26 protein-coding genes are annotated in these 26,116 nt (G+C 36.1%); 20 read left to right on the forward strand and 6 right to left on the reverse strand.

Features of this window, described 5'->3' with window-relative positions:
- Positions 1 to 9: 9 nt before the first annotated feature.
- The 5 genes from MG290_RS11080 (at position 10) to MG290_RS11100 (ending at position 4,558) form a co-directional block, all read left to right on the forward strand.
- Complete coding sequence (locus MG290_RS11080) at positions 10 to 921, forward strand: hypothetical protein (RefSeq protein ID WP_264561354.1); 912 nt, start codon at positions 10 to 12, stop codon at positions 919 to 921.
- An 84-nt stretch (positions 922 to 1,005) separates the two neighbouring features.
- Complete coding sequence (locus MG290_RS11085; RefSeq protein ID WP_264561355.1) at positions 1,006 to 2,043, forward strand: NAD(P)-dependent alcohol dehydrogenase; 1,038 nt, start codon at positions 1,006 to 1,008, stop codon at positions 2,041 to 2,043.
- 52 nt (positions 2,044 to 2,095) lie between these two features.
- Positions 2,096 to 2,299, forward strand: a complete 204-nt coding sequence (locus MG290_RS11090) for a hypothetical protein (protein WP_264561356.1) — start codon at positions 2,096 to 2,098, stop codon at positions 2,297 to 2,299.
- Between the two features lie 192 nt (positions 2,300 to 2,491).
- Positions 2,492 to 3,475, forward strand: a complete 984-nt coding sequence (locus MG290_RS11095; RefSeq protein ID WP_264561357.1) for a hypothetical protein — start codon at positions 2,492 to 2,494, stop codon at positions 3,473 to 3,475.
- A 9-nt stretch (positions 3,476 to 3,484) separates the two neighbouring features.
- Positions 3,485 to 4,558 (forward strand): T9SS type A sorting domain-containing protein, encoded by a 1,074-nt coding sequence (locus tag MG290_RS11100; RefSeq protein WP_264561358.1) that lies wholly within the window; start codon positions 3,485 to 3,487, stop codon positions 4,556 to 4,558.
- 150 nt (positions 4,559 to 4,708) lie between these two features.
- On the opposite strand, the gene dusB is transcribed toward MG290_RS11100, so the two are convergent.
- Entirely contained in the window at positions 4,709 to 5,707 is a 999-nt protein-coding gene (dusB, locus tag MG290_RS11105) for a tRNA dihydrouridine synthase DusB (protein ID WP_264561359.1), read from the reverse strand.
- A gap of 127 nt (positions 5,708 to 5,834) precedes the next feature.
- On the opposite strand from dusB, the gene MG290_RS11110 reads away from it, so the two are divergent.
- Positions 5,835 to 6,722, forward strand: coding sequence for a pirin family protein (locus tag MG290_RS11110; protein ID WP_264563203.1), 888 nt, complete (start codon positions 5,835 to 5,837; stop codon positions 6,720 to 6,722).
- Positions 6,723 to 6,815: 93 nt separating this feature from the next.
- A complete protein-coding gene (locus MG290_RS11115) occupies positions 6,816 to 7,748 on the forward strand; it encodes an alpha/beta hydrolase (RefSeq protein ID WP_264561360.1) in 933 nt (310 codons plus the stop codon).
- 129 nt (positions 7,749 to 7,877) lie between these two features.
- Here the strand turns inward: MG290_RS11115 and MG290_RS11120 are convergent, their stop codons facing one another.
- On the reverse strand, positions 7,878 to 8,870 hold the full coding sequence (locus tag MG290_RS11120; RefSeq protein WP_264561361.1) for an aspartate-semialdehyde dehydrogenase: 993 nt from the start codon (positions 8,868 to 8,870) through the stop codon (positions 7,878 to 7,880).
- Between the two features lie 74 nt (positions 8,871 to 8,944).
- Complete coding sequence (gene recJ, locus MG290_RS11125) at positions 8,945 to 10,639, reverse strand: single-stranded-DNA-specific exonuclease RecJ (RefSeq protein WP_264561362.1); 1,695 nt, start codon at positions 10,637 to 10,639, stop codon at positions 8,945 to 8,947.
- Between the two features lie 247 nt (positions 10,640 to 10,886).
- Here recJ and MG290_RS11130 point away from each other — a divergent pair, with 247 nt between their 5' ends.
- The 10 genes from MG290_RS11130 (at position 10,887) to MG290_RS11175 (ending at position 18,414) form a co-directional block, all read left to right on the forward strand.
- Positions 10,887 to 11,660 carry a DUF3050 domain-containing protein gene (locus MG290_RS11130; protein ID WP_264561363.1) on the forward strand — a complete coding sequence of 258 codons (774 nt, stop codon included), beginning with the start codon at positions 10,887 to 10,889 and terminating at the stop codon, positions 11,658 to 11,660.
- 123 nt (positions 11,661 to 11,783) lie between these two features.
- A complete protein-coding gene (locus MG290_RS11135; protein WP_264561364.1) occupies positions 11,784 to 12,440 on the forward strand; it encodes a MarR family winged helix-turn-helix transcriptional regulator in 657 nt (218 codons plus the stop codon).
- A gap of 11 nt (positions 12,441 to 12,451) precedes the next feature.
- On the forward strand, positions 12,452 to 13,939 hold the full coding sequence (locus MG290_RS11140) for a phytoene desaturase family protein (RefSeq protein ID WP_272585480.1): 1,488 nt from the start codon (positions 12,452 to 12,454) through the stop codon (positions 13,937 to 13,939).
- A gap of 46 nt (positions 13,940 to 13,985) precedes the next feature.
- Complete coding sequence (locus MG290_RS11145; protein ID WP_264561365.1) at positions 13,986 to 14,822, forward strand: phytoene/squalene synthase family protein; 837 nt, start codon at positions 13,986 to 13,988, stop codon at positions 14,820 to 14,822.
- Positions 14,819 to 15,274, forward strand: coding sequence for a hypothetical protein (locus MG290_RS11150; RefSeq protein WP_264561366.1), 456 nt, complete (start codon positions 14,819 to 14,821; stop codon positions 15,272 to 15,274). Before MG290_RS11145 ends, MG290_RS11150 begins: the two co-directional genes overlap by 4 nt.
- Positions 15,275 to 15,288: 14 nt before the next feature.
- Positions 15,289 to 15,750, forward strand: a complete 462-nt coding sequence (locus MG290_RS11155; protein ID WP_264561367.1) for an SRPBCC family protein — start codon at positions 15,289 to 15,291, stop codon at positions 15,748 to 15,750.
- A 6-nt stretch (positions 15,751 to 15,756) separates the two neighbouring features.
- Positions 15,757 to 16,206: a sterol desaturase family protein gene (locus MG290_RS11160; RefSeq protein WP_264561368.1), complete on the forward strand. Its 450-nt coding sequence runs from the start codon at positions 15,757 to 15,759 to the stop codon at positions 16,204 to 16,206.
- On the forward strand, positions 16,206 to 16,910 hold the full coding sequence (locus MG290_RS11165; protein WP_264561369.1) for a lycopene cyclase domain-containing protein: 705 nt from the start codon (positions 16,206 to 16,208) through the stop codon (positions 16,908 to 16,910). The genes MG290_RS11160 and MG290_RS11165 overlap by 1 nt, the downstream gene beginning before the upstream one ends.
- Positions 16,900 to 18,198 carry a cryptochrome/photolyase family protein gene (locus tag MG290_RS11170; protein ID WP_264561370.1) on the forward strand — a complete coding sequence of 433 codons (1,299 nt, stop codon included), beginning with the start codon at positions 16,900 to 16,902 and terminating at the stop codon, positions 18,196 to 18,198. Before MG290_RS11165 ends, MG290_RS11170 begins: the two co-directional genes overlap by 11 nt.
- 24 nt (positions 18,199 to 18,222) lie before the next feature.
- The gene (locus MG290_RS11175; protein WP_264561371.1) at positions 18,223 to 18,414 is read left to right on the forward strand and encodes a hypothetical protein; all 192 of its coding nucleotides are present in this window, start codon (positions 18,223 to 18,225) and stop codon (positions 18,412 to 18,414) included.
- A gap of 65 nt (positions 18,415 to 18,479) precedes the next feature.
- Here MG290_RS11175 and MG290_RS11180 read toward each other — a convergent pair whose 3' ends face one another.
- Genes MG290_RS11180 through MG290_RS11190 form a run of 3 tightly spaced genes read right to left on the reverse strand, consistent with a single transcriptional unit; the run spans position 18,480 to position 23,322 of the window.
- Positions 18,480 to 19,532, reverse strand: a complete 1,053-nt coding sequence (locus tag MG290_RS11180; protein ID WP_264561372.1) for a phytase — start codon at positions 19,530 to 19,532, stop codon at positions 18,480 to 18,482.
- Entirely contained in the window at positions 19,529 to 20,524 is a 996-nt protein-coding gene (locus MG290_RS11185) for a metallophosphoesterase (RefSeq protein ID WP_264561373.1), read from the reverse strand. The genes MG290_RS11180 and MG290_RS11185 overlap by 4 nt, the downstream gene beginning before the upstream one ends.
- Positions 20,524 to 23,322, reverse strand: a complete 2,799-nt coding sequence (locus tag MG290_RS11190) for a TonB-dependent receptor (RefSeq protein WP_264561374.1) — start codon at positions 23,320 to 23,322, stop codon at positions 20,524 to 20,526. Before MG290_RS11190 ends, MG290_RS11185 begins: the two co-directional genes overlap by 1 nt.
- Positions 23,323 to 23,647: 325 nt before the next feature.
- Between MG290_RS11190 and MG290_RS11195 the strand changes: the two genes are divergently transcribed.
- The 3 genes from MG290_RS11195 to MG290_RS11205 all read left to right on the forward strand — a co-directional run bounded on the left by MG290_RS11195 (position 23,648) and on the right by MG290_RS11205 (position 26,096).
- Positions 23,648 to 24,286: a TetR/AcrR family transcriptional regulator gene (locus MG290_RS11195; protein WP_264561375.1), complete on the forward strand. Its 639-nt coding sequence runs from the start codon at positions 23,648 to 23,650 to the stop codon at positions 24,284 to 24,286.
- 104 nt (positions 24,287 to 24,390) lie between these two features.
- Positions 24,391 to 25,644, forward strand: a complete 1,254-nt coding sequence (locus MG290_RS11200) for a Y-family DNA polymerase (protein ID WP_264561376.1) — start codon at positions 24,391 to 24,393, stop codon at positions 25,642 to 25,644.
- Positions 25,641 to 26,096, forward strand: coding sequence for a LexA family protein (locus tag MG290_RS11205; protein ID WP_264561377.1), 456 nt, complete (start codon positions 25,641 to 25,643; stop codon positions 26,094 to 26,096). Before MG290_RS11200 ends, MG290_RS11205 begins: the two co-directional genes overlap by 4 nt.
- Positions 26,097 to 26,116: the final 20 nt, after the last annotated feature.

A 26,116-nucleotide genomic window follows, 5' to 3' on the forward strand; every position in this document is an offset into this window, starting at 1 on the left:
TTCAAAATTATGAAAACACTATTACTATTTTTTAGCCTACTATGTATATCAAATATCCATGCCCAAACCTACCGCGATTCTTTAGCATCACAGATTATTCACAATTTTCCAAAAGACGAAACAACCTATCAAAAATTAAAAGCTGATATTAAAGAGTTAGAAAAATTAGAAGAAAAACCAAATCCCGAAATTTTACATTCAAAATTATCATCAATTTATAAGTTTAAGGATATTGATTATTTTAAAGAAATTTTAACGTTATTGACAAGATATTACGGATATAATGTTTCTTATCTTTCAGGGAAAGAGAATTACTACGAATCAATTATATATGGAAATTTATCAAATTGGTTTAAAGAAATGTATATTAAAAATCACAGTGAATGGCTAAGCGAAAATCTTGATAAACAAAAAACTATTTTTGAATTGAATACTTTGGCAGATAAAGATCAGATAGTAAATGGTATTTCCACAGATATATATCAATCTTTGAAATTAAATGAAGAGCAGAAACAAATCATTGATAACATTTTAGATAAACATTCATTTAACAACGCACAAATTTTATTGGATATATCATCAAAAATAGGTTCATTACCTACTGGTAATTCTTTTTCTCTAATACAAAAAGATTATGGTTATGTTGAGCTCCATAACTTACAAAGAGTAAATAATTTTGAAAAACTTTGGACTTCATTTTATCCCTTATATAAAACTTCTTATCTTAATAAAGATATTTCTTCCATCAAGTTTAGGACAATAGATTTCACAAAATACAGACACGATGGGAAGCAAATATTTAATTTGATAAAAATTGAGGATTTTCACGAAAGTTGGCGTAACAATCCAAACGATAAAGATATTCCGTTGGCAGATCCCGAACAAACCAAGAAATTAAGACAAGAATTAGGGTGGGAATAAAATCATCAAAAAAAATTAAGTAAACATTTTTACATCAAAATAAATCTTTCCCTAACTTTATAAAATCAAACATTCAATAAAAAAATGGCAACAAAAGCTTATGCAGCCTTTAATGCGGTAGATCCGCTGGGTGCTCACACTATAGAAAGAAGAACTTTAAACGCAAAAGACGTTTTTATAAAAATAGAATATTGCGGCGTTTGCCACAGCGATTTGCATACAGCGAAATCCGATTGGGGACCAACAAATTATCCGGCTGTACCGGGGCATGAAATCGTTGGTCGAGTGGAAGCTGTGGGCAGCGAAGTATCAAAATTTAAAGTCGGCGATATTGTGGGCGTTGGCTGCATGGTAGAATCGTGCCAGCATTGTCATTCATGCGATCAAGGTTTAGAGCAGTATTGCGAAAACGGTTTTACAGGAACCTACAATTCTAAAAATTCCAAATACAGCGGCATTACTTATGGTGGATATTCAGAAAACATTGTGGTAGAAGAAGATTTTGTGTTAAATGTGCCAACCAATCTTCCGCTGGAAAATGTTGCACCTTTATTGTGTGCCGGTATCACAACTTGGTCGCCATTGCGTCATTGGAACGTAAAAAAAGGCGATAAAGTGGGCATTGTTGGTTTAGGTGGTTTGGGTCACATGGGCGTTAAATTTGCCAAAGCAATGGGTGCGCAGGTGGTGATGATTACAACATCTGAAGCAAAAGGCGAAGATGCCATGAAATTAGGAGCCGATGAGGTGGTGATTTCTAAAGATGCCGACCAAATGAAGCAGCACGCCTACAGTTTTGATTTTCTGTTGAACACCATTCCGGTAACGCATGATGTAAATCCGTATTTGTTGTTGTTAAAACTCGATAAAACCATGTGTATGGTGGGTGCTATTGAACCATTTCCAATTCACGGCGGCGTGTTGATCAACAAACGCAGAAACATTGCTGGATCATTAATCGGGGGCATTAAAGAAACACAGGAAATGCTTGATTTTTGTGGCGAACACGGCATTGTTTCAGAAGTTGAAGTAATCAATATGCACGAAATTAACGAGGCTTATGTTCGCATGCAGAAATCGGATGTGAAATACCGTTTTGTAATTGATATGAAAACGCTGTAAGCAAACAATAATAAAATGTTTTTGTTCGTTATTGCTTTAAAAATAGGATATTATGAAAAAAGCAGTTATAAACATTTTGGCATTGGCTTCGGTACTTACAACAGCAGGTTTTTTGTTAGACGGCGATGCTAAAGACCCAAGCGTATTAACGCGCATTACAGAATATGTTGCAATGCTAACTATTATTTTTACCATTTTATCCGGATTTTATTTCGGAACAAAATTGCTCATGAAGCACCTGCAAATTACAAAATAAATACATGAACCGCCTTTTATAAGGCGGTTTTTTTATACAGCTTTTCCATTAATAAACCATCAAAATATTCAAAAAGCTAAAAAGAAATTTTTAGCTTTTTTTGTTTTATTTAACAACATGTTAAATTTTTTATTATATTTACAATTCGGTTAACTTAAATATAATAATTATGAGTAAATTAAGTAAAATTTTGTGGGGGGGGTAATAGGTCTAACCCTTACAGCATGTACCAACGACAGTGTTTTTGAAGATGAAATGAATCAAGAAACAGTTACAAATTCAAACAATGGATCACAATACCAGACCAATACCTATACGGGTTCTGGTAAATATATTTCCCCTTGGAATTTTAACAAAAGAGTGCCTGTAGGATATTTTTTTGAAAGCAATTTAGAATACAATAGAGGTATTTATGTCCGAATAACCCCTTATATTGGATTAGCATATTTTGATGGAGCCGATGATGGAACATATAACACCCCAACCGGATCGTTTAATTTATCTACTGCTTTATATCCAAATATATACAACGGTGTAAGCGAATATGGTAATTACGTACAAGCAAACCCCATTGTATTGGCAAACCATTCGGGCGATACTCCACCTTGGTACACCCACGAATTAATGGTTTTTTCAGATGAAGAACATTGCCCTTTACGCAATGTAAATATTGGGTATAATTTTAACTTGCAAACAGTTAAACTTGATATTATAAATAACGATTTGGTGCAGCCGGTAACAACTTTGGGCTATCCTGTTACACCAACGCCACCAGCAGGTACTAATTCCGAAGAACAGTTATTATCGCAGTACGGTAAAGTGTTTTATTATAAAATAGAGTTTGGTAACAGCCCAACCAGTTTTAACAGTGATGTGTATTATGCCCTGGCTTTAGAAGCAGATCCTGATCAAGACCCAACAGAATGGACTAACCTATTTTTAACAGATAGTTTTAACGGCAATTTATATTACCACAGCGGTGGCACTGCAATTACTAATGAAATTGTAGTTGATGCTTCACAAGTAATAGGTGGTTATCCAGGAATGCAAGCTTCAGGCGTAAGTTTTCCTACATCAGTTGGTATGCGCTATTTCGAAACTTCTTCGTTTCATGTGTGGGGCCTGCCAATTGGGTCAATAGTTCCTTACGATAACATACACATAGTTTTTGAATAAAAAAAGTTTATGAAAAAGTATTTAATAGTTTTATTAATAGCCTTAGGTTGTAATATGGCAAACAGCCAAATATTATACACCGAAGATTTTAACGTCTATACCACAGGTAATGTAGGTACAGATATTACTGGAACCATACCCGGTAAAGGCGGTTGGTACACCAAAAGTGTAATAGGTGGTTTTAGCCCTAACCCTGCAGCAGGTACAAATACCGATTATCAAATAATAGCCGAACCCAATAAAGGAAATGCAGTAGAAATTCCACCAATGAATTTGGTGGGAGATTTTAACCGTTTTTTGTATAGAACCGATTTAAAAACCTATTGGCAGCAGCGTACCCCCGGTAACAATGTTTTTAAGCTGGCGTTTGATGTTTTTTGCACAAGTTTTGATGATGAAACTCGCACCACTATACATTTTTTTAGTGATGAAGGCAGGTTGGTATCCGTTGGATTGCATGATGAGCTAGGTTACATTTGTCGTGATATAGGTAACAGAAATCATACTAGTTCATTTCCTTTGGGATTACCTTTTATGTTAAACAAAACGCCTATTCAATTACCTGTTAACACCTGGACTACATTAGAAGTTTATATAGATTATAACAACAATAAAATATATTTTAGCATACCTTCTATAAACTATACGGTTGTAGAAAACGCCGGTTATAATTTTGATTTAAGCGGTATAGAACACGATGACAGTCCCGTGCAATTAATGTTTTTTACTGCTAAAAATGCAGATGTTGTGCCAGTAAATGCTACAACCACAAGGTTTGATAATATAAATATATCGGCACAAAATACCGTGCCTGTTGTAACAGTTGGTATAACCGAGCAGTTGGTAGAAAAATTTAATATATACCCCAACCCGGCAACAAATGTGGTTAATATAAGCAACAGCGATAACATGCCTGTACAACAAATAACAGTTTACGATGTAAATGGCAGGCAACTAAGTAGCCAAACCTTTCAAAACGAAACCGAAATACAGCTAAATGTTACCAACTTAGCAAGCGGCACGTATATGCTGCATTTACAAACCAAGCAAGGCACAGCGGTTAAAAAACTGGTGAAAAAGTAGTTTTTTTTCTGTATAATGTATTTTGTATTGTTGTAAAATGTAAAATAAATTTGTGTGAACCACAGCAGTTTCTGCTAATCAGCTGCTGTGAAGCAGTTAAAAGGTAGAGTTTTAATAAAAACTTTGGCAAAGTTTAAATATCGAGACATTTTATAATTGTTCCACTATGTAATCTTTATAAAAATCTTCAATTTCGTCGAAAATTTTAAGTAATTGGCTCGGATCATCTTCAGTAACCAATCGTTGACGATGTGCTTTAAATCCGTGAATTCCTTTGAAATAATTGGTATAATGGCGGCGCATTTCTACAATCCCTAAGCGTTCACCTTTCCATTCCATCGACCAAATCAAGTGGTTTTTTGCAGCTTCCAAGCGATCCTTCATTGTTGGCGGAGCCAAAATTTTACCCGTGTTTAAGTAATGTTTTATTTCATTAAAAATCCAAGGATAGCCGATTGCCGCGCGTCCAATCATCATTCCGTCTAGTCCAAAACGCTCTTTGTATTCTTTTGCTTTTTGGGGCGAATCGATATCTCCATTACCAAAAATCGGAATTTTAATACGTGGGTTGTTCTTAATTCGTTCAATATGCGTCCAATCGCTGTGTCCTTTATACATTTGTGCACGAGTTCGGGCGTGAATGGTTAAAGCCTGCACACCCACATCTTGCAAACGTTCGGCCACTTCATCAATATTTATCGATGTTTCATCCCAGCCTAATCGTGTTTTAACTGTAACAGGCAAATTGGTGCCGCTGATAACCGCTTTGGTCAACCGAATCATTAAATCAACATCTTTCAAAACACCGGCACCTGCACCTTTGCAAACTACTTTTTTTACCGGGCATCCAAAATTAATATCTACCAAATCGGGCTGTACGGTTTCTACAATCTTGGCTGAAAGTTGCATGGCTTCTTCATCACCACCAAAAATTTGAATACCAACTGGGCGTTCGTAATCAAAAATATCTAATTTCATTTTACTTTTCATGGCATCACGAATCAACCCTTCTGAAGAAATAAATTCTGAATACATCATGTCAGCACCGTGCATTTTGCATAAACGGCGAAAAGGCGGATCGCTCACATCTTCCATAGGCGCTAATAAAAGCGGATGTTCGGGCAATTCTATTTTTCCAATTTTAATCATTCCATGAAATTTTATGCAAAATTAATGCTTTTTGTAGATTTATTAAAACCTTGTACCGAATCTTAATACAGATTAACAAATGATACCGCTGAATTTTGATATCTTTATGAAAAGAATTTTAAACGACATGTCGAACATAGATTTTATTTTTGAAGAAAAAGCTGCCGATATCGGTAATTTTTTGGTAGGCAGGTTGTTGCCTTTTAGACAGAAACGCAATATTGGTCCATTTGTATTTATCGATCACATGGGACCTGCCCAAATGAAAGCCGATGAAAATTTAGATGTGGGACCTCATCCGCACATAGGCTTGTCCACGTTGACTTTTTTATTTGAAGGTGCTGTGAAGCATAAAGACAGTTTGGGTAACGATATTGTGATTGAACCTGGTGCTGTGAATTGGATGACTGCCGGTAGAGGTGTGGTTCATTCCGAAAGAACACCCGATTTTATGAGAACTATTGATAAAACAATGCACGGTTTGCAGATTTGGATTGCCCTACCAAAGCATTTAGAAGACATGGAACCCAACTTTGTGCATATTGCAGCTAAGGATTTACCCGTTTGGCAAGAAAATGATTTAGATTTTAAGTTGATAGCAGGTGAGTTTGAAGACAAAAAGTCGGGGGTTCCGGTGTATAGTAAACTGTATATGATAGAGATTAAAGCCAACAAGAACCAAACAGTTCATTTAAAAGACCGATTGTACGGGGAAAGTGGCTTGTATATTTTAGAAGGAAACATAAACCATCAGGATACCAATTTTGGTTCTAAACAAATACTTATTACGAAAGATGCCCATTTATGTGAATTTGAAATTACAGCCGGTTCAACAGTTTATTTGTTTGGTGGGGAACCTTTTCCGGAAGAACGATTTATTTATTGGAATTTTGTTTCTTCTTCTCGAGAAAAAATAGAAAAAGCTAAAGAAATGTGGCAAAAGCAGGAATTTCCTAAAATACCCGGCGAAACCGACTTTGTTCCTTTGCCTGTTGATTCCTTTAAGAAGGGTTAACGAGGTGGGGGTTAGAATAAATCAACAGCTTTTATTTGATAGATTTTTTTCCTACATTTCACCATTGAATAATTTTTTTGAAAAATAAGAATAATGAAAATAGGAAAGAAACTAAGATGGGGTGCTATTATTGTTTTTGTCGTGATGAACTTAATAGCAATTGTTCATTCTTATAAATTTACGCACTTTTCACATGCCCACTCCGCAAAAACGCAAAGGCCAGATCAACTTAGTTTCAATCAAAAATTACAAACACTATTTTTTGGTGTAAATAATCCAAGACCAACAAACGATATAAAACCTCTAAAATTTGAAACCGTTCAATTACAAAGTAATAAAAAAGTGGAAGGTTGGTACTGCCCCGCAGAGGCTGCACGAGGAACGGTAATTCTATTTCATGGATACGGCGGTGAAAAGTCATCGATGCTTGATAAAGCTGCAATTTTTGATAGTTTAGGTTACAATACATTTCTTATTGATTTTATGGGAAGTGGTGGTTCAGAGGGAAACACAACAACAATTGGTTTTAAAGAAGCCGAACAAGTTAAAACCGCATACAATTATCTTCTATCAAAAGGGGAAAAGGAAATTTATCTTTTTGGCACTTCAATGGGGGCAGTAGCTATTATGAAAGCCATTAAAGATTATGATATGCAACCAAGAGCAATAATCCTTGAATGTCCTTTTGGAACAATGTATGATACTGTGGCTGCACGTTTTTCTAATATGAATGTTCCAACATTTCCAATGGCTGGGCTATTAGTTTTTTGGGGTGGCGTACAAAATAATTTTTGGGCTTTTAGCCACAACCCAACTACATATGCGAAACATATTAGCTGTCCAACATTGCTTTTGTTTGGTGAAAAGGATAAAAATGTCAGTAGAAAAGAAATCGATGAAATATATAATAATTTAGCAGGGTCTAAAAAATTAAAGACCTACTCATCTGCTGGTCACGAAAACTATTTGAACAAATATCGAAACCTGTGGACAGAAGATGTAGCGAATTTTTTAAAGAGCAACTAAAAAAATTTGAAGTGACAAACGTATTTCATTAATCCTAAAAAATATAGTTAATTCTATAAAATGTTTAGGTTTTTATAAAAAAAAACTCTTGACGAATCAAGAGTTTTCTATAACTTATATTAACATATTTTAACCTATTAATTTGTTTTCTAACAAATATTCAGCAATTTGTATGGTATTGGTTGCTGCACCTTTTCGTAAATTATCCGCAACAATCCACATATTTAAAGTGTTTGCTTGGCTTTCATCTCGTCGGATTCTTCCTACAAAAACCTCGTTTTTATTTTGCGCGTACAAAGGCATTGGATAAGTAAAGGTGTCTAGATTATCTTGTACCATAAGTCCCGGGGTGTTTTGCAGTAAAGCACGAACTTTATTTACATCAAAATCGTTTTCAAACTCAATATTCACTGCTTCACTGTGCCCGCCAACAACCGGAATACGAACTGCCGTAGCCGTAACCTTAATACTGTCGTCGCCCATGATTTTTTTGGTTTCGTTGGTCAGCTTCATTTCTTCTTTGGTGTAACCGTTATCCAAGAAACTATCGCAATGAGGAATCGCATTTCGATGAATTTGGTATTTATAAGCCATTTCGCCTTTTTCACCTTTGTATTCATTCTCTAGCTGCTGAACCGCCTTTACGCCCGTTCCGGTAATCGACTGATAGGTTGATACAACCACACGCTTAATTTTGTATTCTTTATGCAACGGAGCCAATGCCATTACCAATTGAATGGTTGAACAGTTTGGGTTGGCAATGATTTTATCGGTTTTTGTCAACACATCTGCATTGATTTCTGGAACAACCAGTTTTTTGGTAGGATCCATTCTCCAAGCCGATGAATTATCAACAACAGTTGTGCCCGCTTCGGCAAACTTTGGTGCCCATTCCAACGATGTTTCTCCACCTGCCGAAAACAACGCCACATCGGGTTTCATTTCAACGGCTGTTTGCAAATTCACCACCTTATATTTCTTATCTTTAAAAGCTATTTCCTTGCCAACCGATTTTTCTGATGCTACCGGAATTAATTCAGTTACAGGAAAATTACGTTCTGCCAACACATTCAGCATTACCTCGCCAACCATACCGGTTGCGCCAACTACAGCTACTCTCATAGATAAAATTTGTTTTAAGATTAAAAATTTGCAGTTGCAAAAATAGGTAATAATTTGAATAGTTTTCTAGCGATTTATTGGGTTTTAATATCTTTTAGTTGCAATTGAACAAAAATTTTATCTTTCCAATGGTTTTCCGATAAAGAATACACCATATTCATCAATTTTAAATTGCGAATGGCATCAATCATATCTCCTTTTTTAAAGGCAATTGCAGGAAAAGCTTGGGTGTGATTTTGCTTTACAAACATTCGTAAATGCTCGTTATTTTTACCGATACATTGCGCATTTCCTGTATCAAAAACATTCGATGTAAAAAAGACAGGCGTCATGTTTCCTGGACCATGCGGCTCAAACTGTTTCAAAATACGGAGCGTTTTTTCGTCAAATTCGTTAAAATCAACTATGGCATCAATCTCAATTTCTTCTGATTTTTGTTCGATTGTGATACTTGATTTCACAACTTCTTCAAACTTCGCCTTGAAATTTTCGTATTCAGAAACTTTAATCGTTAAACCCGCTGCATACATGTGCCCACCAAATTGAACAATATGTTCCGAACATTTTTCTAATGCTTCATACACATCAAAACCCTTAACAGATCGAGCCGAAGCCGCCAGATAATCGCCACTTTTTGTAAAAACCAACGTAGGACGATAATAGGTTTCAATCAAACGGGAAGCCACAATACCAATCACACCTTTGTGCCAACTTTCATGATACACAACCGATGACGAAGCCTGTTCTTCGTTGTTTTCAGTAATCTGTTGCAAGGCATCTTCTGTGATTTGTTGGTCTAAAACCCTTCTACTTTGATTAAACTCGTCTATTTCTTTAGCACATTCAATAGCTTCATCCAAATTAAATTCGGTCAGTAATCGAACCGCATATTTCCCATGATTGATGCGTCCGGCAGCATTAATTCTCGGAGCAATTTTAAAAACCACATCGGTTATGGTGAATTCCTTAATGGCAAATTGTTTTTTCATTGCCAAAATTCCCGGTCGAGGATTGCTGTTGATCACCTGCAAACCAAAATAAGCCAAAATTCGGTTTTCATCTACAATAGGCACAATATCGGCTGCAATGGCTGTTGCCACCAAATCTAGATACGGAATTAAATCTTCGATGGTTTCGCCTCGGTTTGCCGCCAAAGCCTGTATCAATTTAAAACCCACACCACAACCGCACAATTCCTTAAACGGATAATTGCAATTTTTTTGTTTGGGATCTAAAACAGCAACCGCATTTGGAACATCATCGCCGGGCAAATGGTGGTCACAGATTACAAAATCAATCCCTTTTTGGGTGGCATATTCTATCTTATCGATTGATTTTATACCACAATCCAAAGCAATAATCAGTGTAATTCCATTGTCTTCGGCATAATCGATTCCTTGGTTTGATATTCCGTAACCTTCGGCATAACGGTCGGGAATGTAGGTGTCCACATCGGGATAAAAACTTTTCAGATATGAAGACATCAATGCAACCGCCGTAGTTCCATCCACATCATAATCACCAAAAACCAAAATACGTTCGTTGGTTGCAATGGCTTTTTCAATTCGCTCCACGGCTTTATCCATATCTTTCATTAAATACGGATTGTACAAATCTGCCAAGTTTGGTCGGAAAAATTTTTTGGCCTTTTCAAAAGAGTCCACACCTCGCTGCGTCAACAAAGTAGCAATAAGCGCACTTACATTTAATGTGGATTTTAAATGCTGAATTATTTGAGAATCGGGATTTTGCTTTAACGACCAACGCATCGCTTGTATAATTAAAATGTTATCAGAATTATATGAATATGGTTTATAAAGATAGTGTTTTGTACAAAACAGTTTAATTAATACACTAAAATAAACAGCTAAAATACTTTTAATAAGTAAGTATCGAAAATTTATTTCCCAAAACTTTTTCCAGCAATTATAATTTCGTATTGCTAAAGATGTTAAAATAAAAAGAACTGCTATTTTATAACTTTTTGCAACGTATTTTTGGATAAATTATCCCAATATGAACGCAATTGCATCAGTAAATAAAGCTATTGAGCCTTTAAAGAAGGAGTTAATTCATCATTCGTTATACAAAAAAATCACAACCATTCCGCATTTGCAACTTTTTATGCAAACACATGTGTATGCTGTGTGGGATTTTATGTCGCTTTTAAAAGCACTGCAATCGCAGCTCACCTGCACGTCCAGTCCTTGGTTTGCATCGTCTAATCCGCAAGCCCGCTACTTAATCAATGAGATTGTATTGGCCGAAGAATCGGATCTTTCATTAGACGGAAAACGATTAAGTCATTTTGAAATGTATGTGCAAGCAATGAAGAAAAGCGGTACAGATACAGAAAGTTTGGATTTGTTTTTAAATAACGTGCAATCAACCGATGTGTTTTCTGCTATTAAAAAAAGTAATTTGCACGATCATGTTAAAGCTTTTTTAGAGTTTACCTTTCAGGTGATAGAAAATGGTAAATCACACGAAATTGCAGCTGCTTTCACCTTTGGCAGAGAAGATTTAATTCCTACTATGTTTCATCATTTATTAAAAGAATTAAAAGAACAATTTCCGGAGGTGGATTTATCAGAATTGATTTATTATTTTGAAAGACATATAGAGCTCGATGCTGATGAACACGGACCAATGGCTTTTGAAATGATTGATTTTTTGTGTGGAACCAACGAAAAAAAATGGCAAGAAGTAGAGCAGATTGCCAAAATTGCATTGCAGAAACGAATATTATTATGGAATGCAATCGAAGAAATGATAGAAAAATCGTCTTAGAACAATACCTTGCGTAATGTTAAAAAGCAATAAAAAGAAAAGGCATAAGTAATCTTATGTCTTTTTTTAGTATATTTACATTCTAAATTAGAATATTTTAAGTACAAATTAATACCGTTTTGTATGAATTACACATTATTAAGAGACGTAATCAACCTACTGGAAGAGTTTGAAAAAAACGGCAAACATACAAAAAATGACCTGTCAGGTTTTAGAGATTGGCTTGCAGGAAATATTGTTGGTGAAACTTCGTTAGAAGATGTTCAGTGGGAAGGAAAAGAGAAAGGGCGCAGTGCAGAAAGCGTAATAAACACGCTAATTGTGCATTTAAGCAGGTATGCAAAAACCTATTCAAAGGCAGCAATTCACAATTCAGAATTTTCTACGCAAGAAGATTTTATATATTTAATTAACTTGAATGCTTTTGGAGCAATGAGCAAAATGCAGTTGATTAAAAAAAATATTCAAGATAAGCCAACGGGCATGCAAATTATTAATCGATTGATTGATAAAGGATGGGTAATACAAGAAGACTCTGAAATAGACAAACGCAGTAAAATTATTCAGATTTCCAACAAAGGAAAAGAGGCTTTGGATGCGCAAATGGATAAAATTCGTGTGGCCTCCCAAATTGTTACAGGAAATTTGGATGACAACGAAAAAGCAGACCTTATTCGATTGTTGAATAAGTTGGATCATTTTCATCAACCTATTTTCCAACAAAATTACGACAGTTCGGAACTGTTAGAACGTGTAACCGAAAAGTATTTATCCGCATAAATAAAAAAAATATGTCAAAGAGAATAGCTATTATAGGAGCCGGTTTTTCGGGGTTATCAGCTGCCGCTTATGCTGCAAAAGCGGGTAATGAGGTGCATGTTTTCGAAAAGCATGACCAACCAGGCGGGCGAGCGCGACAGTTCACTACCGATAATGGTTATACCTTTGATATGGGACCAAGCTGGTATTGGATGCCGGATATCATTGAAAATTTCTTTAGTGATTTTGGTTATCGCACTTCCGATTTTTATCAACTAATTGCCCTAAACCCGCAATTCGAAATGATTTTTGACGATGGTAACGTAGCCATTCCTGAAAATTATGAAGAAATGAAGGTTCTGTTTGAACAGTTAGAACCGGGGGCTGCGGATAAATTGGATCATTTTATGAAAGCTGCCCGCTACAAATATGAAGTGGGTATGCAAGAATTCGTTAATAAACCTTGCCACAGCTGGTGGGAATTTGTTTCGCCTAAAATTGCAGGCAGCGCACTGAAACTTAACTTGCTGAGTAATTTTCGTTCCTATGTAGCGAAATATTTTAAGCACCCGAAGTTGCGTGCTTTAATGGAATTTCCGGTAATTTTCCTCGGTGCATCTCCCAAAAACATACCTGCTTTGTACAGCCTTATGAATTACGGTGGGTATGCATTAGGAACATGGTATCCGTTGGGTGGGTTTTATCAATTGGTATTGGCAATGCAAAAAGTAGCAGAGGCGCAGGGTGCAAAGTTTCATTTTAATCAAAATGTAGAGCGAATAATCACCGAAGAAAATCAAGCAATTGGTTTAAAGGTAAACGATGATTTTATTGATTTTGATACCATCATAGCTTCGTCTGACTACCACCATACAGAGTCTTTATTGAAAAACGAAGAAAAAAATTACAATGAAGATTATTGGAAACAACGCATTTTTGCTCCATCTTGTTTAATTTATTACTTGGGATTAAAGAGAAGAGTTCCGAATTTAAAACACCATACCTTGTTTTTTGAACATGATTTGGATGCACATATCGATACCATTTACAAAAATAAAAGTTGGCCTGAAAAACCGCTGTTTTATGCATGTTGTCCGTCTAAAACCGATTCAAATGTTGCGCCCGAAGGGCACGAAAATATTTTTTTGCTAATGCCTTTAGCAACAGGTATTGCCGATGATGAACAAACAAGAGAGCGCTATTTTAAAGAAATGATGACTCGCTTGGAAAAACATACCGGTACAAAAGATTTAATAAACGATATCGATTACAAACGCAGTTACTGTGTAAGTGATTTTGTGCAAGATTACAACGCCTACCAAGGCAATGCCTACGGATTGGCAAATACGCTGAACCAAACCGCTGTTTTAAAACCGGCTATACAAAACAAAAAAATAAAGAATTTACTATACACCGGGCAATTAACCGTTCCGGGTCCAGGTGTGCCACCATCTATTATATCAGGAAAAATTGTGGCAAAAGAAGCGCATAAAGTGAAGATTGACGAAATAAAAGTCTAAATAGCAAACAAACAATAGATGTTCCCCACCCTAAAAAAATATAAAGATGAAAAAACTCTTTGACGAATTATCGCAACATGTAAGCAAAGCTACTACGCAAAAGTACAGCACCAGCTTTTCATTGGGCATTTTGGCATTGCACCCTTCCATTCGCCCTGCTATTTATGGTATTTACGGATTTGTTCGTTTGGCCGATGAAATTGTGGACAGTTTTCACGATTATGACAAGGCGGTTTTGTTGAAAAGACTTACCGAGCAAACCTATCAAGCTTTAGATGAGCGTATTGCATTAAACCCTATTTTGCAATCATTTCAAGAAGCGGTGCACAAATATGCTATTGATCGCAGTTTAATTGATCAATTTTTGCATAGTATGGAAATGGATTTAAACAAAATAGATTACAATTCCGACTTGTATAAAGAATATATCTTAGGCTCGGCCGAAGTAGTAGGACTTATGTGCCTGAAAGTGTTCACAGAAGGCAAGCAAAATCAATACGAAGAATTGAAGCCTTATGCCATGAAATTGGGATCGGCGTTTCAAAAAGTGAATTTCTTAAGAGATTTAAAGGATGATTATCATGTTTTGGGCAGAACCTATTTCCCTAATATTGAAATGAATGTGTTCGACAACCGTATTAAGGCACAAATTGAAGCCGAAATTGCTGCAGAATTTAAAGAAGCTTTGGTAGGAATTAAAAAGTTGCCTGCAGCATCAAAATTTGGAGTGTATTTGGCATACAGATATTATTTGTGTTTGTTCAACAAAATTAAAAAAAGCTCCGCAGAACGCATTTTAAAAGAAAGAGTACGTGTGCATAACGGACAAAAATTAGGGCTTGCAATGACCAGTTACCTGCAATATAAAATTACTGCCTTATGATGAAAAAATTGCTAATAGCTGTGATATGTATGTTGCCTATTGTTGCAAAAAGCGCAGTGGTTTTAGATTTAGAATATGTTCGAAAAAACTATGCCCAAGCTGCAAACAATAAAGAAATATGCAAAACATTAATTACCCAGCTTACCAATGAAACCAGTAGCAACGTGCATTTGGCTTATTTAGGCGCTTTGCAAACCATTTGGGCAAAACATGTGGGCGGTCCCACAGCAAAGTTAAAAACCTTTAATGAAGGGAAAAAAAAATTAGAGAAAGCGGTAAAAGCAGACTCCAATAATATTGAGATTCGTTTTCTTCGATTTTCTGTTCAAGAGAATGCCCCATGGTTTCTCAATTACCGCGACAATAAAAAAGAAGACAAAGATTTTATTATCAAGCACAAAGGAAATGTGCGGTCATCAACCTTACTGAAAATGATCAATGAGGTTGTTTAAAAAAAATTAAAAAGATGCGCTATCAGTTAAAACGAACACAACAGCTTTATTGTGATATAGAAACAGCTTGGCAGTTTTTTTCATCGCCGCATAATTTGGCGGTTATAACTCCGAAAGAAATGGGTTTTGATGTACTAACTGCTTTAAATGGCGAATCGATTTACGTTGGGCAAGAAATTGCGTATAAAATCACGCCATTGCTCAATATTCCCATGCGCTGGACCACGCTCATCACACAAGTGGATGAAGGAAAAAGCTTTACCGATTTTCAGAAAAAAGGACCTTATAAATACTGGAATCATTTCCATGAATTTATCCCTAATGAAGAAGGAGTGTTCATGAATGATACGGTAGATTACGAACTACCACTTGGACCAATAGGAAATATTGCACATAAATTAATGGTTCAAAAAAAATTAGAACATATTTTTAATTACCGATACAAAGTGTTGGAAAAACTTTTTGCAAACAAATAACAAACCATGAATGTATTAATAGTTATAGCTGTATTTTTGCTGATGGAAGGCGCCACTTGGGTGATTCACAAATATGTAATGCACGGTTTTTTGTGGGTTTTGCATCGCGATCATCACGATCATAGCAACGAAGGTGAATTGGAACGAAACGACTGGTTTTTTGTGATTTTTGCGATACCTGCTATTGCATTGATGTATTTTGGAGCTCAAGCCGCATTTAATTATCTTTTTTATATCGGAATTGGCATCACATTATACGGTATGGCGTATTTTTTTGTACACGATATTTTTATTCACCAACGATTGAAAGTACTTAAAAACACCCAAAATCCATACCTTTTATCAATCCGCAGAGCGCATAAACAACACCACAAACACTTGGGAAAAGAACACGGTGAATGTTTCGGTTTCTTGTGGGTTCCTGTAAAATATTTTAAAATGTATTTCAATAAATAATGATGCTGCAACCTTATACCTATCTTCTGATAAACTTTTTTACGATAATTGTTTGCTTCATCGCATCATTTGATAAGCGCTTGCAGTTTCATAAACAATTCGGACCGTTCTTGTTGGCAGCCACAATAGTTGCCATTCCTTTTATTGCATGGGATGTATGGTTCACTGCACACGGAGTGTGGTGGTTTAATACCGATTATACCACAGGTTTAATTATTGCCGGTTTACCAATTGAAGAATGGTTGTTTTTTTTCTGTATTCCCTTTTCGTGTGTGTTTACCTATTTCTGTTTAGAGAAATTTTTCGATTGGCCATGGGCAAGCGCCTTCAACAATGTTATTGTGTTTGTAAGCATCATTGTTTGTGCGGTGGTAGGGCTGTTGCATACCGATAAAATGTACACTTTGGTTACGGCAATCGCTACAATACTCACGCTTGTTTACTTGCATTTTATCGCTAAAAAAGAATGGATCAGCCGTGCCAGTTTAACCTTTTTAATACTAATGCCCGGTTTTTTCGGGGTTAACGGAATACTCACAGGAACCGGATTACCATCGCCCATCGTAAATTACAATCCCGATGAGTTTCTAGGTATCAGAATGCTTACCATTCCTGTGGAAGATGCAGTTTACGGTTACGCACAATTTTTATTGGTACTTTATTTTTTCAAGATATTCCAAAGAAAGCCAATTCATGAAAACTAAAGTAAACATATTTTGGTTTCGTCGCGATTTGCGTTTAAGCGACAATGCAGGTTTATCTGCCGCATTGGGCTGCGAATTACCTGTGCTTCCTGTTTTTATTTTTGATACAAGCATTTTAAATGCATTACCAGAAAAAAAAGACCGCAGGGTACACTATATTCATCAAGCAATTACAGATATAAATGCTGATTTAGAAAAGATTAATTCAGGTATGCATACGTTTTATTCAAGCGTGTTGGAAGCGTTTGAGGACTTAACCGAACAATATGATATTCAGGCTGTTTTTTGCAACAGAGATTACGAGCCACAAGCAATTAAAAGAGATGCATTGGTGGCCGATTATTTGACCAAGAAAGATATATCATTTCACACGTACAAAGATCAAGTGATTTTTGAACAGAACGAAATAACCAAAGACGATGGCAAACCCTATACAGTTTACACACCATATTCCAAAAAATGGCGCAGTAAATTAACGAAAGAATCCCTTAAAACCTACGCCTTAAATACCGCAAATTTTCACAAAACCTCGCAACACCTTCTTAGTTTAGAGGATATCGGTTTTAAAACCACCGATTTTATTTTTGAAAAACCTGTTTTAGAACCAACTATTATTAATGATTACGACAAATACCGCGATTTTCCGGCATTGCAACACACCACACAGTTGGGAACAGCATTGCGATTTGGCACCATAAGTATTCGCAAGTGTGTATCTTTTGCCATGAAACACAATGAGGTGTGGCTCTCTGAACTAATTTGGCGCGAATTTTTTATGCAAATTTTGTATCACTTTCCACACGTGGTGCATCAATCTTTTAAAGAAAAATACGACCATATAGCGTGGCGCAATAACGAAGCCGAATTTAAAAAATGGTGCAACGGACAAACCGGCTATCCCATTGTAGATGCAGGTATGCGGCAACTGAACCAAACCGGTTTTATGCACAATCGCGTGCGCATGATTGTTGCCAGTTTTTTGTGCAAACATTTACTGATTGATTGGCGTTGGGGCGAAGCCTATTTTGCCGAAAAATTAAACGATTATGATTTGGCAGCCAATAACGGCAATTGGCAGTGGGCAGCAGGCTGCGGTTGCGATGCTGCACCATATTTCCGGATATTTAACCCTACTGCACAAACGCAAAAGTTTGATAAAAAATTAGCATACATAAAAAAATGGAACCCTGATTTTGAAACCAATTTAGAACCACCCATTGTGGTTCATGAACAAGCACGCGAACGCGCCTTAAGCACCTATAAAAAAGCATTACAACAAGAAACCTAAATATTCAACAAAACAGAACTACTCATGAAAAAAATTACTTCCCATTTACTGCTATTCGGTGTGTCGTTGCTTTGCCCAGCAATTCTCATCGTTGGAAATTATTATATTACCGGCAGTGAAAAATCTGCCCAAAAAGAAATCACTGTGCCTCTTAAAATCGATTCGTTAAAAAATAATACGCACCGAATTGTGAATGAAACGCCTGTCGAAAAGTAATCAAAACAATCAATAAAAAAATCCTACAGTGTGTTGGCTGTAGGATTTGTTTTGTTTTTTGGGGTTTATTTCTGCTGTTGGTCTATTTCTTTTTGAATAATGCGCCAATCGTAATAATGAAAAACCATACCATTGCTCATTGCTACCAAAAGACCGTTTGGAAACATACTTCCAAAGTTAAAATTAACCGCATCCGCACCATCACACTCAATGGTTGAAAAAGGAATTTTAGCAATCATCTTATGGTCGTGCACATTGTCATTGGTGCCTTCGCGTTTATAAACCACAAAATTATTTGCCTGTTGGTCTGATATAAGAATGTATCCTTCTTTATCATTTGTTTTGAACAAAGCAATACCTTCGTGGTCGCGTTTAAAATCTTTTTGACCAAAAAAGGCCAGTTCTTTATCTCCTTTTGCGGGATCGGCGTAATATTTTCTTATTCCTTGGGTTTCATCGGCATAATAGATATATCCCAATTCATTATCAACCATAATGGCTTCAATCTCTTTTTTGCCTGAATAGTGTCCAAATTTTCGCACCAAATTAGCGCCAACAGTTCCTTTGTTATCCGTTAATTCATATTGATACAAATATTCGCCTGAAACTCCCTCTTTTCTGCCTACAATTGCATAAATTTTTCCGTTTGAAGGATTGGTGTACAATGCAATTCCCATAGGATCTTTCTGTTCTGAATCGGCAAAAACAGCAATTCCGCCGTTATCAATTGGTTTTAAATCAGGCAAAGAAAATATGCGGATTTGATTTTTTTTTCGTTCGGTAACCACCACAATATCCACTTTTTTACCGTTCAATGGCAAGCTGTATGCAATATCCACATTATTTGGGCGATCCATTGGATATACCTTATGTACCATTTTTCCTTGTAAATCATAGGCATACAAACCGCCGGTAGCCGCTTCTTTGTCGGTGCCGATGATTAATGACTGCGAAGGGTTGGTTTTGTTGATCCAAATAGCAGGATCATCGGTATCATGGGGTGTTGGTTGTGTAACAATTGTTGGTTTTAAAGCATTTTTTGCAACCGGAGCCAATTTAGACGAATTGCAAGATGCTATAAAAGTGGTAACTGCTATAAGATAGAGTACTTTTCTCATTTTTTAATTTCGGTTTGATAAATTACTTTGAAATCTTTTTCGTTTGATTGAATTACATAAGCTTTCAACGCATTGTTGGTTAATGTAAAAGCCATAAATCCCGGAACGGCTTCGGCAAAAAGCGATCCTTCTATTTTACCGGTTTCGCGCAATTCGCTGCCTGCACCAGATAAAAACTGCATTACATTTTTATCACCTTTTTTTATAACCTGCAAATCATGTTCATGTCCGCAAATGTAGGCATCTACCTTATGTTTTTCTAAAATGGGTTCAAAAAGCAATTGAATATCTTTGGTTTCTTGATCATTTTTTCGTTTGCCACCTGTGTACAGCGGATGGTGTCCCACTACAATTTTCCACACAATTTTGGGGTCGTTGTTGGCTAATTTTGTTTCTATCCATTGTAATTGCTCTTGGGTGTTTTGATCAGCTATTCCCAAATATTTTTCAGGATCTGCCTTGTATTTAGCAATAAACGGATTGGTATCAATCACCAAAAGTTGTAAGTATTTGCCTTTATCAATTTCTATTAATCGTTCAAAATAGCGATGAGGCATTTGCCAACGTCTCGAAATGTTGCTGTAATCAATCTGTGCTTGGGCATTTCCTTCATAATCGTGATTTCCTAGAGCCACAAACCAAGGTTCGTGCAATAAATGGTGGGTATAAATGCTTTCAAACGATGAAATCCATTGGTAATCTTGCGTACTTTGAACGCCATTCGGATAAAAATTATCACCCACAGAAATGGTGAAATTCAAATCTAAAATTTCTGCAACCGTTCCCATATCACGGGCAACTTCTTTTTGGGTGAATGCGCCATGACGGCCAAAATCGCCGATAGCCAAAAACGAAATTCCGTTTTTTGCAGGTTGAATCTCTGCATGTTGATTCGCTGTTTTATTAAGCGTATGATCAGGACGCGCCTGACCATACGAATAAAAACTAATGACTAATAAAAATAATAAGTAGATTGAATGTTTATTTTTCATTAAAAATCATATTTAACGCCCAAAGTGAAGCGAGATTGGTAAAATTCCATTTGTTTCATGCGGTTGCTTTCACCTTGATAATAGCGCAACGGCTGATTGGTTAAGTTGTTTGCTTCTAAGAACACGCGCCAATTTGGCAAGAACTTGTAAGCCATGTTAAAATCAAGGAAAAATTGTTTGTCGTAATAACTATCTTCAAATTCGTTGCCGCCAATTTCATCTAAATAAGCCGAGGTGAAGTTAGCTGATATACGCGCAGAGAATTTGTCGTTTTCCCATGCCAAAGATCCATTCACCATGTGCGGTGAAGTGCGCGGTAAACCTAAACCTGTGCGTGGAGTTCCGTCTTCGTTGGTAATTCCTTTTGCTTCAGATTTTGTGAAGGTATAGTTGGCATATAAACCAAAGTTCTTAAAGAATTTTCCAGGTAAGAAATCTAACTGTCGCTGAAAAGCTACTTCGAAACCATAAACGCTTACTTTATCACCGTTACGAGCTTGTGTGAAATCCCAGTTTTCGCCACCTGGTATTGGGTTGGCTACGTTCGGAAATTGTGCCGCAAAATCTTCAGTTGTAAAAATGGTATTGTTATAAGTATAAATAAAGTTGTCTAAATTTTTATAGAATGCCCCAGCCGACACAATACCAATATTTTCAAAATAATTTTCTGCCATTACATCGAAATTGGTTGCATACGTTGCTTTTAAGTTAGGATTTCCCGCAGCAATTTCGGCATCGGCAGGAATTGCATTCACATAAGGAGCCAAATTATAATAATTAGGACGTGCAATACCTGTGGTTACTGCAGCACGCAAAATAAAATTATTGGTGATATAATGTTTTAAAGTAATACTTGGTAAAATGTTCAAATAATCGTTTTCGTTTTTAATTTCACCTACCAAATCTTCTTCATCTATGATATAATTTCCTGTATATTCGATAGCTGTATGCTCTAAACGAACACCTGCAATTATTGATGTTTTCTCTTTAAAATCTTGATCCCAACGCAAATATCCTGCTGTAATGCGTTCTTTTGCTTTATAGTTTGATGATAAAAATTCCGAAGGTTGCAACGAAGCTTCGAACAAATCAGGATTTCCTAAATTCAAAGAACCCAAAAAAGCATTGTTTACAAAGTATCCGGGTGCATATTGCGAGCCTGGATTGTATCCGTTTCCTGACCAATTCACATTTGGAGTGTTTGCTAAACTGCCCCATTCTGCTATAGGTTGGTATTCGTAGAAAATATTATCACGTACTTTATCTTTCAAGCGCAAACGTGCTCCAAAGCGCAAGCGTCCTTTTTGGTCTTCAATTACTGAAAAGGGCATGCGGAAATTAATTTTAGCTCCGATTTCTTCTTCTTGCGTATAATCGTGGTTTTCAGATATTGTTCGCAATTCAAAATCATTTGGATTTTCACCATTCAATGCAAATACTAACGGTTTTTTGCCATCAGAAAGATCTTGCCCCATTGCCACGTCTTTCTGTCTGAAATCGATGTATCGCTCATTAGGACGGTCTTCGCTCGCTTTTGAATAAGAAAAAGCCCAATCCATGTCTAATTTTGGCGACAATAAGTGCTCACCACGCAACGACACGTTAACGACACGTTGATCTTCTAAACGTGCATTTTGGTTGCGGTTGTTATCAATTCCGCCTTTTGTTTCTCTGCGAATTTCACCAATATAGGTGCCGTCGTCTTGCAATTCCAAATCGCGGTATCGTGCTCTGTAACGGTTTTCACGATCGTCGCGCCAGTTATACATTGCTGTGAAATCAATTCGGTGGTTTTCGTTAAAAACATAATCGGCACTCAATGAAGCACTTCTGCGCACACGTTGCACATCGTATTTGCGGATGTCCATTTCGGTTAAATACGCATTGCCATTGTCGTCCTTGTCCCAAACAGCTTCTACGTTGTCTGATCCAAAATTTTGTGACTGCCATGTTCCTGAAGCAATAACGCCCAATTTATTATCAACAAACCGATTTCCGTATATAAAGGCACCATTGTATAAACCTTTGTCGCGAATTGGTGCGTATCCGCCAGACAAAGTTGCCGAAATGCGCTCGCGGTTTGGAACAGCACGGGTAATAAGGTTTACAGACCCACCAATAGCATCGGCATCCATATCCGGCGTTAATGTTTTATTTACTTCGATCGAAGAAATCATATCCGATGGAATTAAATCCATTTGAACATTTCTGTTGTCTCCTTCAGCAGAAGGGATACGGTCGCCATTTAAAGTAACTGAATTCAGCTCAGGAGATAATCCGCGAACAATAATGTTACGAGCTTCGCCTTGATCGTTCTGCATAGTGATTCCCGGCACCCTTTTTAAAGCATCACCGATATTGGCATCTGGAAAACGCCCCACTTGGTCAGACGATATAATGTTGGTGATATTGGCATTGTTGCGTTGTTGGTTTAAGGCTTTTGCCTGCCCGCGAAGAAAATCACCGATAATTACAAGCTCTTCCAACTCTTCAGAACCCGTAAATAATTGAAAATTTGCAGTTGTTGTAGTATTTGAAACAACAACAACTTCTTGCGCAGCAGTTACATATCCAATGTATTCTACATAAACCGTATAGGTGCCTTCTGGAAGGCTTAAAAATTCATAGCCACCGTTTTGATTGGAAATAGTGTAGCGATTCGAATTTTCGATTTTAATTGTAGCTCCAGGTAAAGAAAATTGATTGTTTCCATCTACTACTTTTCCGGAAATCACTCCGTTTTGTGCAAATGTCATTGCACCAACTAACGATGCGGCTAAAATGTAAAAATGCTTCATTTTTATAGTTTTGGCTTAAAAATTTATTTGCCACAAAACTAGCGCAGCAAAGAAAACCAAATGTTAGCCTTGTATTATTGTAAGGTTAAAGTAGGGGATGATGAGGTAATGAAATTGTTAAGAAAAAGTGGTTACAATAAAACAATTCCGAACTATTTTTGCCCGGAATTGCGATGATAAGTGTTTTGATAAAATTATGGTGATGTATAATTACAATTCCTAATAATTGAAACTTAGCATTATAGCGAAGTAATGCAAATATAACACAAGTCACCAATAAGTGAATTGAAAAAAATGATTATTTTTGCTAAAAACTGAAAAAAAAATGAAATTGCCTGAAAATGAACCTAGAAAGAGGGATAAAAATAAGAGTAAGAAGCAGTTTTTAAATGCCGTAGGGCATATCTTGAAAACGAAAGGTTATACTGCTCTGAAAGTAAATACTATTGCCGAGACTGCAGGTTTAGACAAAAAACTAATCTATAAATATTTTGGAGGACGCGAAGAATTAATTGACGAATATCTACGCACATTTGACTTTTGGAGTAATGTGCAAATGCAAAACGAAGTTTTAAATGATGGTGGCGAGGCTTTTGTTAAAGAAATGTTGGTGCAACAGTATGACTATATGGATAAAAATGATGCACTACAAAATATTTTGCTTTGGGGTATATCTGAAAAAAAACAAGCGCTGAAAAATATTAACGATGAACGTGAACGTAATGGCGAACTACTGTTACAAAATTTAACCGACCCCTATTTTGGTGAAAAGGCAGTAGAATTCCGGGCTTTTTCTGCACTATTAGTTTCGGGAGTGTACTACTTAAATATGTATAAAGGTGTGAACGGGAACACATTTTCTGGAATTGATTTAACAACCCAAGAGGGAGCAAACCAAATTAAAAACATCCTCGTCAAAGTCATTGATTTGTTTTACAAAGATTTTAATCAAAACAACTCGTAGGGATGTATTTATAGCTGTGAGTTCGGAAAAAGTAATCGGTTTTTTTCAGCAAAACGACACCATTTTAACTTCTTTTACATTTTATAAAAAATTACATTTGTAAAATGTATGCTTTGGTAGATATTAATAATTTTTATGTAAGTTGTGAGCGTATTTTTAATCCAACTTTACGCAATAGACCTGTTGTTGTTTTAAGTAATAACGATGGTTGTGTTATTTCGCGTTCAAACGAAGCTAAAAAGGCCGGAATTCCTATGGGTGCTCCCACGTTTAAATATAAAGAAAAATTTCAAGAATTAGGAATACAAGTATTTTCTTCAAACTATGCACTATATGGAGATATGAGCAATAGAGTGTATCGTATTCTGCAAAACTACACCCCTGATCTAGAAGTGTATTCTATCGATGAATGTTTTTTGAATCTCCATGATTTTTCTATGCACTCACTAGGTGAATATGGCAAAAAAATAAGACAAGAGATTTTACAGAAAACGCTTCTACCAACTTGTGTGGGTATTGCGCCTACGAAAGCTTTGGCGAAAGTAGCCAATCATATTGCAAAAAAATTTCCTGAGTTAAAGGGTGTTTATATTATCGATACAGATGAAAAACGGGTTAAAGCTTTAAAATGGCTTAATATAGAAGATGTTTGGGGTATTGGAAGACAAATGTCTAAAAAGTTGAAAGCCAATGGTATTCATAAAGCTTCTCAGTTTATAGAACTTCCCGATGAGTATGTAAGAAAACAATTTTCAGTAGTAGGGTTGCGTTTAAAAAAAGAGTTAGAAGGAATTTCGGTTTTAGGGTTGGAAGAAATTCAAGCCAAAAAGCATATCGCAACCACGCGCTCTTTTGATACCACTTATACGGATAAGGAATACATTAAAGAACGTATCACAACCTTTGCAGTTACTTGTGCCCAAAAATTGCATAAGCAAAAATCAACTTGCCAAGTAGTTACTGTTTTTATCTATACCAACCGCTTCAATGAAAAACAAGACCAATATAGTCGCTCTATAAATGTGAGTATGCCATATCCAACAAACTCAGATATAGAACTTGCTAAATGTGCACAAAAAGGTCTAGATTTAATTTTTAAACAAGGATACCATTACAAAAAAGCCGGAGTTATCGTGGGTGGTATTGCACCGGAACATGGAAAACAATTTGTTTTGTTTGAAGAAGAACCGGTAAAGCATCGAACACTTATGCAAACAATAGATCGGTTAAATTCTAAATACGGAACTAAAAAATTGAAATTGGCTTCCCAAGCATTAGATAAAACATGGAAAATGAATCAGGAGCATTTAAGCCCTAATTATACCACAAAATGGAATGAAATTTTAGAAATAAGATGATACAGTTTATAAAATTTGATAGCGAATTAGAATTTTTGCCCATTCATACCAATGGTGAAAAATATTATGTGCAGGTAAAAGAAGGTGTTAATGCTGGTTTTCCATCACCAGCAGAAGATTTTTTAAATGATCGTATCAGTTTAGACGAATTGTATCTTTCTAAAGTTGAAGCAACATTTGTAAATCGTGTAAAGGGCTTGTCTATGTATCCTGATTACCAAGAAAATGACATTTTAATCTTGCGTTCCGATTATGAACCGCAACACGGTGATGATGTGGTGGTATCAATTAATTCATCAGCATACACTTTAAAACGCTATGATAAAATGAATTCTAAATTAGTGGCACTAAACCCAAAATATGCACATTCTGTTGTTATTACCGAGAGCGATGAAGTCGTGATTTTAGGTGTGGTAGATGCTTTAGTTAGAAATATTAAAAAACGTAGATGATTTTTTAATTTACACCTTTT

Origin of the sequence: Flavobacterium sp. CBA20B-1 (genome assembly GCF_028473145.1) — a bacterium.
GTDB lineage: Bacteria > Bacteroidota > Bacteroidia > Flavobacteriales > Flavobacteriaceae > Flavobacterium.